The organism is Caulobacter sp. Root487D2Y, from assembly GCF_001427165.1.
Classification (GTDB): domain Bacteria; phylum Pseudomonadota; class Alphaproteobacteria; order Caulobacterales; family Caulobacteraceae; genus Caulobacter.
This window is the reverse complement of record NZ_LMFD01000010.1, coordinates 119,812-132,519: the sequence shown is the minus strand read 5'-3', so window position 1 is coordinate 132,519 and position 12,708 is coordinate 119,812. Positions and strand designations below refer to the sequence as shown.

General features: G+C 68.7%; 10 protein-coding genes. 3 read left to right on the top strand and 7 right to left on the bottom strand.

The features are described from left to right. Positions 1-289 precede the first annotated feature (289 nt). Together ASD38_RS10510 and ASD38_RS10505 are read left to right on the top strand one after the other, a co-directional pair. Positions 290-3,313 (top strand): TonB-dependent receptor plug domain-containing protein, encoded by a 3,024-nt coding sequence (locus tag ASD38_RS10510; protein ID WP_082554722.1) that lies wholly within the window; start codon positions 290-292, stop codon positions 3,311-3,313. A gap of 148 nt (positions 3,314-3,461) precedes the next feature. Beyond that, the gene (locus ASD38_RS10505) at positions 3,462-4,247 is read left to right on the top strand and encodes a hypothetical protein (RefSeq protein WP_056440751.1); all 786 of its coding nucleotides are present in this window, start codon (positions 3,462-3,464) and stop codon (positions 4,245-4,247) included. A gap of 9 nt (positions 4,248-4,256) precedes the next feature. On the opposite strand, the gene ASD38_RS10500 is transcribed toward ASD38_RS10505, so the two are convergent. From ASD38_RS10500 to ASD38_RS10485, 4 genes are all read right to left on the bottom strand, one after another. Continuing rightward, on the bottom strand, positions 4,257-4,625 hold the full coding sequence (locus ASD38_RS10500) for a response regulator (protein WP_056440754.1): 369 nt from the start codon (positions 4,623-4,625) through the stop codon (positions 4,257-4,259). A gap of 3 nt (positions 4,626-4,628) precedes the next feature. Next, positions 4,629-6,239, bottom strand: a complete 1,611-nt coding sequence (locus ASD38_RS10495) for a sensor histidine kinase (RefSeq protein ID WP_235523816.1) — start codon at positions 6,237-6,239, stop codon at positions 4,629-4,631. A gap of 171 nt (positions 6,240-6,410) precedes the next feature. Next, entirely contained in the window at positions 6,411-7,694 is a 1,284-nt protein-coding gene (locus ASD38_RS10490) for an HlyC/CorC family transporter (protein ID WP_156390724.1), read from the bottom strand. A gap of 63 nt (positions 7,695-7,757) precedes the next feature. Beyond that, positions 7,758-8,702, bottom strand: a complete 945-nt coding sequence (locus tag ASD38_RS10485) for an alpha/beta fold hydrolase (RefSeq protein ID WP_082560729.1) — start codon at positions 8,700-8,702, stop codon at positions 7,758-7,760. A 160-nt stretch (positions 8,703-8,862) separates the two neighbouring features. Here ASD38_RS10485 and ASD38_RS10480 point away from each other — a divergent pair, with 160 nt between their 5' ends. After that, positions 8,863-9,693, top strand: a complete 831-nt coding sequence (locus ASD38_RS10480; RefSeq protein ID WP_056440764.1) for a helix-turn-helix domain-containing protein — start codon at positions 8,863-8,865, stop codon at positions 9,691-9,693. A 138-nt stretch (positions 9,694-9,831) separates the two neighbouring features. Here the strand turns inward: ASD38_RS10480 and ASD38_RS24885 are convergent, their stop codons facing one another. The 3 genes from ASD38_RS24885 to ASD38_RS10465 all read right to left on the bottom strand — a co-directional run bounded on the left by ASD38_RS24885 (position 9,832) and on the right by ASD38_RS10465 (position 12,673). After that, positions 9,832-10,845, bottom strand: a complete 1,014-nt coding sequence (locus ASD38_RS24885; RefSeq protein ID WP_056459899.1) for a VOC family protein — start codon at positions 10,843-10,845, stop codon at positions 9,832-9,834. 110 nt (positions 10,846-10,955) lie between these two features. Then, complete coding sequence (aroB, locus tag ASD38_RS10470) at positions 10,956-12,065, bottom strand: 3-dehydroquinate synthase (RefSeq protein WP_056459896.1); 1,110 nt, start codon at positions 12,063-12,065, stop codon at positions 10,956-10,958. Then, positions 12,062-12,673: a shikimate kinase gene (locus ASD38_RS10465; RefSeq protein WP_056440767.1), complete on the bottom strand. Its 612-nt coding sequence runs from the start codon at positions 12,671-12,673 to the stop codon at positions 12,062-12,064. The genes aroB and ASD38_RS10465 overlap by 4 nt, the downstream gene beginning before the upstream one ends. Between the last annotated feature and the right edge of the window lie 35 nt (positions 12,674-12,708).

Sequence of the window (12,708 nt, the reverse complement as noted above, 5' to 3'; positions counted from 1 at the left end):
GCCGCCGACCGAGGGCGCCCTCAATAGCGTCCCGCGACGCCCGCGCGACCTTAGCGAGCATTGTTTCAGCCAGAAAGAGGGCGAACGACGTTCCCTCCAGCCGACAAGGTCAAGCTTTGCAGGGGTTTTGCCTAAAGTGAGGGCTGGACGACACAGTTTGGCGCAAATGCGACAAAACGGCGTCAGCAATGTTGCGTGTTTTGATCAACGCATGGTCAGCTTGTGACTTGCCGTTGGTCTGAGGGGATCGGACGGCCCCACATGTTCGTGGTTATGGGGACACAGCTTCATGATTGTCAGCCGGAAATATCTGCTCAACACGACCGTGCTCGCGGGCATGGCGATCGCGGCCGCCATCGGCGCGCCCGCCGCGGCCCTGGCGCAGGAGGCCGCTTCCACCGCGACGGCGCAGCCGCCGCCGGCCGACAATTCCGAGGTGGAGGCCCTGGTCGTCACCGGGTCGCGCATCAAGCGCAATGAATTCACCAGCCCCGATCCCATCCAGGTGATCTCGGCCGAGAAAGGCCAGCTGGCCGGCATCGCCAGCACCGCGGGCCTGCTGCAGTCGTCGACGATCGCGTCGGGCTCGCCGCAGATCACCTCGGCGATCTCCAGCGCCTTCGTCACCGACGGCGGCCCGGGTTCGGAAACCATCTCGCTGCGGGGCCTGGGCGCCAACCGCACCCTGGTGCTGTTGAACGGCCGTCGCGCCGGTCCGGCCGGCGTGCGCGGCGGCGTGTCCGCCTTCGACCTGAACGTGCTGCCGCTGTCGTCGATCGACCGCGTCGAAATCCTGAAGGACGGCGCCTCGTCGATCTACGGCTCCGACGCCGTGGCCGGCGTGGTCAACATCATCACCAAGCGCGACACCGACGGCGTCAATCTGGAGATGTTCGTCAGCCAGCCCCAGGACAAGGGCGGCGAGGAGTTCCACGCCAGCGCCAACTGGGGCAAGACGTTCTCGCGCGGCTTCTTCAACATCACCTACGACTATTACAAGAAAGAAGAGCAGACGAACGGCCAGCGGGACTACACCAGCTGCGGCCAGTCCTACATCTTCGACGCCCAGGGCAAGCGCAAGGACACCATCGATCCGCGCACCGGCCAGATCCAGTGCCGCGACCTGCTGTACGATCAAGTCTGGCTCTATGACTACCCGGACTTCAACGGCCGGAACGGCAAGATCCAGTACGACTATTCCGGCAAGATGGGCCAGTTCATCCCGCAGACGCCGACCAATCCGGTCGACGGCGGCTATCCGGGCATCCCTCCGGGCTTCTTCATCGTCGGCGACAGCCTGGACCCGGCCAATCCGGACATGGGCGTGCTGGACTACAACAGCCCCTACAACCTGGCCAAGTCGCTGACCCCGCGCACCGAGCGCAACACGATCTTCGCCCAGGGCTCGTTCGACGTCACCAGCAGCGTCGAGGCTTATGGCGAGGTGCTGCTGAACCGTCGGGCGAGCAAGACCAACGGCTACCGCCAGTTCTGGACCTATCTCTACACCGAGGATCTCGGCGATCCCTTCAGCGCCGGCTTCACCGGCGACTTCGTCCTGAGCCCGACCCCGGTCACCAACTTCAACCGCGACGGTCAGAAGGTCGACTACCAGCGCTATGTCGGCGGCTTGCGCGGCGACTTCGGCGGCGTCGACTTCCTGAAGGGCTGGGACTGGGACATCTTCGCCCAGTACAGCCACTCCAAGGGCGAGTACTCGCAGGACGTGATCCTGGATGACGCGGTCAAGAGCGCCGACGGCCGCAGCGACTTCGGCAGTTTCGGTCTGGGCAACGCCAACTCGATCCCGCGCCCGACCGCCTCCTGCGTCGGCTACAAGACGCCGATCAGCAACCGCGACTGCGTGGACGTGAACTGGATGTCGGCCGACTTCCTGGCCGGCAAGTACACCGACGCCGAAAAGAAGTTCCTGTTCGACACCGAAACCGGCCGGACGATCTACAAGCAGCTGGCCGTCGAAGGTTCGGTTTCGGGCGACCTGTTCAAGCTGCCGGCCGGCCCGGTCGGCGCCGCGTTCGGGGCCGCCTATCGTCGCGACGAGATCAACGACACCCCCGGTCCCATCACCATGGCGGGCAACATCTGGGGTTCGTCGACGGCCGGCATCACCGCCGGCAGCGACAAGACCAAGGAAATCTACGGCGAACTGAGCGTGCCGATCTTCAGGGATATGCCGCTGGCCCAGAAGGTCGATCTGTCGCTGTCGGGCCGCTACACCGACGTCGACTCCTACGGCAGCGATGAGACCTACAAGGTCGGCCTGAACTGGCAGCTGATCTCCTCGCTGCGCCTGCGCGCCACCAAAGGCACCTCGTTCCGGGCCCCGGCCCTGTTCGAGCTCTACAAGAACGCCGAGACCAGCTTCGCGTCGCAGCGCTCGATCGACCCCTGCATCCGCTGGCAGTCGAACCTGACCGCCGGCAACATCACCCAGCGCGTCGCCGACAACTGCGCCGCCGACGGCATTCCGCCGGCCTACACCGGCGCCGGCGCCACGGCGACCATCACCTCGGGCGGCGGCGCGGGCTCGCTCGAGGCCGAAACCTCGGACGCGGTGACCTACGGCGTGATCTGGACCCCCAGCTTCGCGGACCTGAACGTGGCGTTGGACTATTTCGACATCGAGGTGAACAACGAGATCACCCAGCTGGGCGCGAGCCGGATCATCGGCGGCTGCTATCGTTCGACGACCTTCCCGACCGACAAGCTGTGCTCGCTGTTCCAGCGTGGTCCGTCGCACCTGATCACCACGGTCACCGACAACTACCTGAACATCGCCTCGCAGAAGAACCGCGGCATCGATCTGACGATCAACTACGCGCACGACCTGCCGTGGGACACCAAGCTGTCGGTCGAGCTGCAATCGACCTGGCAGCTGGAGGACACCACGGCCCTGTTCGCCGACGACGTGAAGGACACCAACGGCTTCGTGGGCGATCCGGACTGGACCGGCCAACTGGGCTTCACCCTCGAGAAGGGCGACTGGACCGGCTACTGGCGCGTGGACATGATCGGCAAGGCCTCCGACGCCGAGACCGAGGCGGACCACAACGCCGCGGGCACCACGTTCTACAAGATCCACACCGAGTTCACGGCCTATCACAGCCTTTCGGTGCAGCGGGAGTTCGACCGCTGGACCTTCCTGGGCGGCGTGGCCAACCTGTTCGGCGAGGATCCCCCGCAGATGACCCTGGCCCAGGGCAACTACAACACGGTCGGCCGCTCGGTGCTGGCCTCGCAGTACGACTATGTCGGCCGCCGCCTGTTCGTGCGGATGACGGCGAAGTTCTAGACCTGGCCGGACCGCGGGGCGCCAACAAGGCGTTTCGCGGTCCATCGTCAGGCGCTAGGTTCAAGCGGCGGAGCGATCCGCCGCTTTTTTCTTGCGGTCGCCCCTTCCATCCCCGGAGGGCGCGGCCAGGTCACAGGATCCGTCTCGCGTGAACGCCGTCATCCGTGGAAAGCCGGACAATCTCGACGCCATCGGCGCCCGTTTCGAGCGGGCCGCGCTGAGCCAGCCGGTCCTGCTCAACAGCGTTCCCAAGGCCGGAACCCACCTGATCCGCAACATCCTGCGGATGTTCGTGGTCAAGGAACAGCACTGGCCCAGCGAGTACATCCAGCACGGCCTGCTGCGCCGCAGCCTGGCGGCGTTCTCGCCGGACAAGCCGTTCCTCAGCTGGGGGCATCTGCTGTTCTCGGACGAGGCGGCGATCGCGCTGCGCCGGGTCCGGCACATCGTCCTGGTCCGCGACCCCTATGACTGGGTGCTGGCGCGGGCCCGGTTCTACGTGTCCGACGAGTTCCAGGGCTCGCTGAACCACATCAAGGGCGGCGCCGTGGCGCCCGAGGACGTCATGAACATGATGATCCTGGGGGTGAACGGCCACGTTCCGACCCTGCTGGACATCTACACCTACAACGCCGCGGCCTGGATGGGCACGCACGCCGTGATCGTCCGCTACGAGGACATCGTCGACGCCCTGAGCGACCTGGACTCCCGGCGCGCCGAGGCGTTCTTCACCAGGCTGCTGAACGACTGCGGGCTGGACCTGCCGGCCGACTGGCGCGAGCGGGTCGAGGCCGGCGCCGACCGCCGCGAAAGCCGCACGGCCAGCGAGAACCTCAACCTGACGGCGGAATTTCCCAGGACCCTGCCGGACATCCAGAAGCGCCTGGTCGATTTTCATGCCCCGGGGCTGCGCGCCCTGTTGGGGTACGCCTAGAGCGCCTCGTCAGGCGACCTGGGCGGCCAGGCCTTCCAGAACCCTGCGCAGGTCGGCTTCGCGGAACGGTTTCTGCAGCACCGTCGCGCCCTTGTGGCCTTCCGACAGGCCGGCCTCGCCATAGCCGCTGGCGAAGGCGAACGGCACGCCGCGCTCCCTGAGGGCGTCGGCGACCGGGAAGATCGGACGCCCCCCCAGATTGACGTCCAGCAAGGCGGCGTCGATGTCGGCGCTGCCGGCCAGGCGCAAGGCTTCCTCCAGCTCGGCGGCGGGGCCGACGACGATGCAGCCAAGGTCGCTGAGCATGTCTTCCACCAACATGGAGACCAGCGCCTCGTCTTCGACCACCAGAACCTTAAGGGCGGCGAGGGTCTTCATTGTTCAGGGCTCCAGAGCACGGATCGGCAACCTCATGGTGCATACGAGGCCGAGGCTATCATAGGCTAGGTTGACCTGGGCGGACAGTTCGCCCGCCAGGCCCTTTTCGAGCAGACGGACGCCAAAGCCGTGGCGCGTCGGCGGGGCGACCGGAGGGCCGCCCTGTTCGGTCCAGGTCAGGCGCAGATGCGGTCCGTCGCCGGTTTCGTCCGGATCGAGCGCCCAGACCACCCGCACCGCGCCTCCGGGAACCGACAGGGCCCCGTATTTCAGCGCGTTGGTCGCCAGTTCGTGGACGGCCATGCCCAGGGCCACCGTCGCCTTGGGGCTCAGCTGCAGGTCGCGAACATAGTCGAAACCGATGCGGTCGCGGGCGGCGAAGGCCTCCAGCTCGAAATCGAAGATCTCGCGCAGGCTGGCGCCTTCCCAGTTCTGCTCGGTCAGCAGGTTGTGGGTGTGCGACAGGGCCATGATCCGGCCCTCGAAGGCGTCGCGGAAAGCCTCGGGCGTTTCGGTGGTGCGCAGGGTCTGGCTGGCGATCGACTGCACCGAGACCAGGGTGTTCTTCACGCGGTGGTTCAGCTCGTTGACCAGCAGCCTCTGGCGTTCCTCGGCGCGCTTGCGCTCGGTGACGTCCAGCGACACGCCCGCCATGCGCCGCGCCCCGCCGTGATCGGCGGTCTGGGCGGCGCGGCCTCGCGCGTGCACCCAGCGGGTGTCGCCGTCCGGCGTGCGCACCCGATATTCGATGTCGTACTCCGCGCCGTGGAGGATGGCGTCCTCGATGGCGGCGGTCATCCGCGCGCGGTCGCCCGGATGCACCGAGGCCACCAGGTCGGCGAACCCGAAGTCGTCGTCGGGGCCGCGCCCGTAATTGGCCTTGCAGATGTCCGAGGCCAGATAGGCGCGGGTCTCGACATCCAGCTCCCACGAGCCCAGGCCGCCGGAATCCAGGGCGAACTTCAGGCGCTCCTCGGCGTCGCGGCGCTGGGCCAGCTCGGCGCGGGCGGCTTCCTGGGCCCGCACGGACTCGATCGAGACCGCCGCCTGGGCGGCCAGGCCGACCAGCAGGGTCTCGGCCCGCGCGTCGAAGCGGCCGGTCATGGAATGGCCGAAGAACAGGCCGCCCAGCACGGTTCCCTCGCGGGTGATGACCGGCACGGCCAGGTAGCTGCGCACCGGCAGATGCCCCTCGGGCATGCCGCGGCGGGGCGCGTTGCGGCCATAGCGCGGGTCCTGGGTGATGTCGTCCGACCGCACCACGCCCTCGCCGTTGAAGGTCGGGGCGAAGACGGCGGTGTTGCGCGGCATCGGGAAGGCTTCGAAGGCCGCCCGCGGCGCCCCCGACAGGCTGTAGAGCATGAAGCTTTCGCCCGCCTCGTCGACGACATTGTAGAAGAACGCGCCGAACTGGGCGCCGGTCAGCTCGACGCCGCCGTCGACCACGGTCTGGACCAGGCTCCCGGCGTCGTGGCCGGCTCCGATGGCCTCGGCGATGCGGTTGAGGGCGCGCGACCGGCGCACTTCCTCGGCCAAGGCCTCTTCGGCCGCCGCGAGGCGCGCGACGAGGCTCTCGAACCCGTCCTCCTCGACACGGCCCATAGCCTTGACCAACCCTTGATCCCCCGTCTCCCGAGCGTCACCGTTGTCGTGCGCGCTCACCAACGCGCCGCCACGTTGATGGTTCCGTTGCGCTCATCCTGCGCCGGACCACGGCGTCCTCAAAGGGGTTCGTTGCGGAAAGCCGTCAAAACAAGCGGTTACGTCGGGTTGTCGACAAAGCCGCTAGCGGACGCTCTCATCCAGCCGTCCGCTGATCCGCAGGCCGGTGATCTGGTTGCGCTGGCGACGCAGCACCTGGAAGCGGTGGTGGTGGAAGATGAAGATCTGGCCCGGCTCCGGAATGGTCTGGGCCTCGTGGATCACCAGGCCGGCGATCGTCACCGCGTCGCCCTCCGGCAGGCGCCAGTCCATGGCCCGATTGAGGTCGCGGACGGTGACATGGCCGTCGACATGCACCGAACCGTCGGCCTGAGGACGCAGGCCCTCGACCTTGGTGTCGTGCTCGTCCTCGATCTCGCCGACGATCTCCTCGAGGATGTCCTCCAGGGTCACCAGGCCCTGCAAGGCGCCGTACTCGTCGACCACCAGGGCGAAGTGGCTGCGCCGCTTGAGGAAGGCGTTCAGCTGGTCCTTGAGGTTGGTGGTGTCGGGGATGAACCACGGCTCGCGCTGGATGGTCGCCACGTCGATGTCGTCGATCGCCCCGTTGGCGGCGGCCAGGGCCCGCAGAAGGTCGCGGGCGTGCAGCACGCCGACGATGTTGTCCGGGTTCTCGCGATAGAGCGGGATGCGGGTGTGCTGAGCCTCCAGGGCCTCGGCCACCAGCTCGCGGATCGGCAGGTCGGCGTCGATCAGGGTGATCGACTTGCGGTGGACCATGATCTCCGAGACATCCATGTCCGACAGGTCCAGCACCCCGCCCAGCATCCGCCGGTCGCCGCTTTCGACCCCGCCTTCGGAGTGGTGGTATTCGACCGCGCCGCGGATCTCCTCGTGGGCGGCCAGCACGTCGACCCCCATGTCCAGCTTGACGCCGAACAGCCGCAGCGTGCGCCGCACCACCCACTGGATGGTGTAGATGATCGGCCCGAACACCCGCACCACGACCAGGGTGGGGGCCGACAGGAAGCGGGCCACGTCGTCGGACTTCAGGATGGCCAGGGTCTTGGGCAGCACCTCGGCGAACACCAGGACCAGCACGGTCATCGCGCCGGTGGCCGCCGCCACGCCCCAGGGGCCGGGGATGGCCGCGGTCAGCACCTGGGTGGCCAGGGCCGAGGCCAGGATGTTGACCAGGTTGTTGCCCAGCAACACCGCCCCGATCATCGTTTCCTGGTCGGCCAACAGCTTGTTGACCCGCTTGGCCGGCCGATCGCCCTCGCGCTCCAGCTGGTGCATGCGAGCCCGGGAGGCGGCGGTCAGCGAGGTCTCGGCGGCCGAGAACAGCGCCGAGACGGCCAGCAGGACGATGATGATCGGCGCGAGGCCGAGGATGGCGGTCAGGATCATGGATCCTTCTTACGCCACGTCTGGCCAATCAGGGAGAGCGCCCGGCGGGGGAGTGGAGCTTTAGACGCCCCAGAGCTTGCGGGCTTCCTCGGCGATCAGATCGGGCCGCTCCTCGGGGAAGAACAGGTTGGCGTCCTCGACGAAGCGCACGCCGCGCGACTTGGGGAACGTATGGTCCAACCATAACGCCCATTCGTCGCCGAACAGCTCGTTGTTCCGGGCCCAGACCATCCGCACCGGCTTGTCGAAACCGTGCAGGGCGGGCGCGGCGGCCGGCAACGGGTTGGGCAGCATGGCGATCGCGTAGTCCTGGCCCTGGCGGCGACGCTTGTCCGGGCCGACCAGCGGCCGCAGGTAGGTTTCGACCACGGCCGGGCTCAGCACCTGGTCGGGCCGCGAATAGCCGCGACCGATGCCGTCATGCGATCGCGCGAAGGCGTTGTCGTCCAACTGCTTGCCGAACCAGCCGACCAGTTGGTCCTTCCGCGCCGCCTCGATGGCGCCCATGAACGGCGGCGGCGGGCTGTTTGTGTCGACGTCGCCGTTGGTCAGCAGCAGCGACCGCACCCGCTCGGGATGATGGGCGGCGATCAGCTGGGCCACGCCGGTGGCGCTGTCGTTCGAGACCAAATCGGCCTCGAGGAGGCCCAGCCTGTCCATCGCGGCCACGACCATCGCGGCCTGAGCCGGGGGCGACAGGTCGGCGTCCTCCGCCACGTCGCTGTAGCCCAGGCCCATCAGGTCGATGGCGATGCAGCGGCGATGATCGGCCAGCCGGGCCATGGCGCCGCGCCACTGGAAGCCGTTCAGCGGATAGCCGTGCAGAAAGATCGCCGCCCGGCCTCGGCCGCGCTCGGCATAGGCGATCTTGCCGACCTCCAGATCGACGAAGCGCCGCGCGGCGTGGAACTGGCCGGCCGTCCATTCCGTCGGCGCGGCCAGAGCCGGACCGGCCGCCACGGCGACCAGGCTCGCGCCGGCCGCCAACACCTCACGCCTCAACATTCCAACGCCCCGCGACCGACACACCGATGATGAAGCCGATGTAAGGAGATCGCCCCCGCCTTCTCAACTACGCTGCAAATCATCCGGTCATGACCTTGGAGGTCATGGACCGGATAGCCAGCTTGCCGGATAGGCCTTCTTCCTCGCTTACAGGGTCAGAATGAGCGTTTCGTCCGTCGCGTCGCGTCCTCTGGCCGTCCAGCCGCCGATCGGCAGGCTCCTGCGGGAATGGCGGGCGGCGCTGCGCTTCAGCCAGATGGACCTGGCGATGGAGGCCGGGGTCTCGACCCGCCACCTCAGCTGCATCGAGACCGGCAAGGCCCAGGCCAGCCGCGAGATCCTGACCCGCCTGGCCGACGCCCTGGCCATGCCGCTGCGCGAGCGCAACGCCCTGCTGACCGCCGCCGGCTACGCGCCGAAATATCCCGAGACCACGCTCGACACGCCCGAGCTGGAGCAGATGCAGAAGGCGATCGAACTGATCCTGGCCAAGCAGGAGCCGTACCCCGCCTTCGTGATCAACCGCCATTTCGACGTGCTGCGGATCAACCGGGCCACGGCGCGCATCGACCAGCTGACGATGGGACGGCCGAGCCGCCACACCAACCTGCTGCACCAGGTGTTCGACCCCGACGACTTCCGCCCCGTGATCGCCAACTGGCACGAGGTGGCCGAGGGCTTCATCGGTCACCTGCATCACCAGATCGCCGCCTCGCCCGCCGACCCGCGCGCCCAGCAGCTGCTGGACGAGATCCTGCGCTATCCGGACGTGCCCACCCGCTGGCGGTTCCGCGACGTCGACAAGGCCCCGTCGCCGATCCAGACCATGCGGTTCCGCAGCCCCGAGGGCGAGCTGCGGTTCTTCGAGACGATCACCACCTTCGCCCTGCCGCGCGACGTCACCCTGGACGAGATGCGCATCGAATGCGCCTTCCCGGCGGATGAGCACACCGCCGCGGTGTGCGCGCGGTTGGCCGAGGCGGACGCCTAGCGTTGGTCCGGATGCGAAAACCTCGTCCTTCGACAAGCTCAGGATGAGGTCTTCTACCGCTCAGGCCTAGACAATGGTCCTCATCCTGAGCTTGTCGAAGGACGAGGACCAAGCACGGCGACTGGATGTCGATAGGCCTCAGCCCTTCACCCCCTCGCACGGCCCCTTGGCGGACGCCGCGTGGAATTCGATCAGCAGGCCTAGATCGGCGCGGGTCGGGGCCAGGAACGCGGCGCCCGACAGACCGTCATAGCCGGCCAGGCTCTGCTCGTAGCCGCGCTCGACGCGCCGCTTGGCCGCGTCCAGGTCGGCGACGCCCAGGCTGACGCCCAGCACCTGCGGGCCGCCCTCGCGCAGGGCGTCCGCGGCGATCCCCGGCCCGTCCGGCTCCAGCGCCAGCAGGGCGTTCGGACCCACCGCCACGCAGTAGCCCTTGGCCGCCACCTGCGGGACCCGGACCGGAACCGCCCCGGCCAGACCCAGCTTTTCCAGCTTCGCCTTGTCCGCGCTGGCGTCGGCCGACAGCAGCCAGAACGCCGACAGCGACCGCGCGCCGTTCGGGTGCTGGCGGGCGGCCTTGTCGTCCGCCACGCTGACCGGGTCGGACCGGGGGGCGGCGTAGTCGATCAGGAAGACGCTGCTGGACAGCACCGGGCGCTCGAAGGCGAACAGCCGCCAGCGCGGCGGCTTGCCCGGCCCCTGGCCGTCGGGATCGTCGGCGGCGGCGGTGAAGATCGGGGTCACCGGCAGGCCCTGGGCCTTGAGGTCGGCCTGGGCCTTGTCGAGCGCCGAGGCGTGCAGGCCGAACGCCCGCGCGCCCGATCCGCCGTGCAGCGAGGCCTGGTCGGCCTGCATGCCGGGGTCCAGCTCCGGATTGGGACGGGTGATGCCCAGCAGCTCCAGATAGCCCTGGTCGGCCAGGCGCACATAGCGGTTGGCGACGCCGCCGGGGTTGCGCCCGGGCCGCACCTGGAAGCCCAGCTTGACCGCCAGGACCGCCGAGGCCTGGTCGATGTCGCGGCCCCACAGCAGCGCGTGGTCCAGCTTGTCGACGGGGGCGGGCGCGGCGGCCTGGGCGGCGGGCGGACCCAGGCCGAGCGACCCGAGGCCGAGCGTTAGGGCGAGAGCGGAGAGGGTGAGACGAGGGCGCAAGGTGGGGGCTCCGTGACGCTTGAGCGGACGGGGCAAGCTGGCATGGCGGCGTAAGCGGAACCATGACCCCGGAGGTCATGACCTCAGGCGGGGCGAGGTCAGGACGGCCCCTAGACCGCGCCTTCCTCGATCAGGAACGCCCGCAGCTCGTCCCGATCCACGTCCTTGGCCACGAAGGCGTCGCCGATGCCGCGGACCAGGATGAAGGTCAAAAGTCCGCCCTCGGCCTTCTTGTCCTGGGCGCTGTGGGCGATCAGGGCGTCGGCGCTGAACGGCTCGGGGCGGATGTCCGACAGCCTGGTCGGCAAGCCGGCGGCCTTGATCGCGGCCTCGGCGCGGACGGCGTCCTGGCTGGAGCACAGGCCCTGGCGGGCCGAGAAGCGGAAGGCCTGGGCCATGCCCAGGCCCACGGCCTCGCCGTGCTTGAGCGCGTCGCCGAAGCCCATCTCGCCCTCGACCGCGTGGCCGAAGGTGTGGCCCAGATTCAGCAGGGCCCGGCGGCCGACTTCCTTCTCGTCCTCGGCGACGATCTCGGCTTTCATCTCGACCGAGCGCCCGACGGCGCGGACCAGGGCCGAGGTGTCGCGCTCCAGCACGGCCTGGACGTTGGCCTCCAGCCATTCGAAGAAGGGGAAGTCGCCCAGCAGGCCGTACTTGATGATCTCGGCATAGCCGCAGGCCAGCTCGCGGGCCGGCAGGGTGGCCAGGATGTCGAGGTCGGCCAGCACCAGCCGCGGCTGGTGGAAGGCGCCGATCAGGTTCTTGCCGCGCGGGGTGTCAATGGCGGTCTTTCCGCCCACGGACGAATCCACCTGGGCCAGCAGGGTGGTGGGGATCTGGATGAAGTCGATGCCGCGCTTGTAGATCGCCGCCGCGAAGCCGGTCAGGTCGCCGACCACCCCGCCGCCGAACGCCACGACCATGTCGCCGCGCTCCAGGTTCAGGGCCAGCAGGCGGTCGCTCAGGTCGGCCAGGCCCTCGAAGCTCTTGGTCTCCTCGCCCGGCGGCACCAGGATCACGTCGGTCGCGATCCCGGCGTGCTCCAGCGCGTTGGCCAGCCGCTCGCCATGGTGCTCGCCGACGATGGTGTCGGTGACGATGGCCACCCGCTTGCGCTTCAGCAGCGGGGCGATGTGCTCGCCCGCCCGATCGATCAGGCCGGTTCCGACCACGACGTCATAAGCGCGCGCGCCCAGGCCCACGGGGATGGTGGTGATCACTTCAGCTCGCTTTCGGACTTCAGGTACTTTTGCAGGGCCTGGATCACGGCCTCGACCGCCACGCCATGGGCGGTGTCGCCGGTCTCGACGGTCAGATGGGCCTCGCCATAGGCGGGGTAACGGAGTTGGGCGTGCTCGCGCAGCACGTCCATCGGGTCGCGGCCCTTCAGCAGCGGCCGGCCCTCCTTGCGGCTGACGCGGCGGGCCAGCAGCTCCAGGTCGGCCTTCAGCCAGACGGCGACGGCCTTGGACTTGATCAGGGCGCGGGTCTCGGCGTTGACGAAGGCCCCGCCGCCGGTGGCCAGCACGTGCGGCGGCTCGTCCAGCAGCCGGGCGATCACCCGCCGCTCGCCGTCGCGGAAGGCCGCCTCGCCCATCTCGGCGAAGATCTCGGGGATCGAGCGGCCGGCGGCGGCCTCGACCTCGTTGTCGGCGTCGCGGAACGGCAGGTCCAGCGCCGTGGCCAGGCGGCGGCCGACGCTGGACTTGCCCACGCCCATCAGCCCCACCAGGACGATGGTCTTGCGGCGCAGGGCGGCCCTCGGGTCCGGTCCCTGGGATTCAGGGGCTCGAACGTCAGGGCGGGAAGGGGCGGGATCGTCGGTCATGGCCTGCTCGCGGTTTACACGAGCGCAAGGCCTCC

Coding starts and splice junctions, on each gene's coding strand:
- ASD38_RS10510 (WP_082554722.1), top strand. CDS start 290: ATGATTGTCAGCCGGAAATATCTGCTCAACACGACCGTGCTCGCGGGC.
- ASD38_RS10500 (WP_056440754.1), bottom strand. CDS start 4,625: ATGAAGACCCTCGCCGCCCTTAAGGTTCTGGTGGTCGAAGACGAGGCG.
- ASD38_RS10485 (WP_082560729.1), bottom strand. CDS start 8,702: ATGTTGAGGCGTGAGGTGTTGGCGGCCGGCGCGAGCCTGGTCGCCGTG.
- ASD38_RS10480 (WP_056440764.1), top strand. CDS start 8,863: ATGAGCGTTTCGTCCGTCGCGTCGCGTCCTCTGGCCGTCCAGCCGCCG.
- ASD38_RS10465 (WP_056440767.1), bottom strand. CDS start 12,673: ATGACCGACGATCCCGCCCCTTCCCGCCCTGACGTTCGAGCCCCTGAA.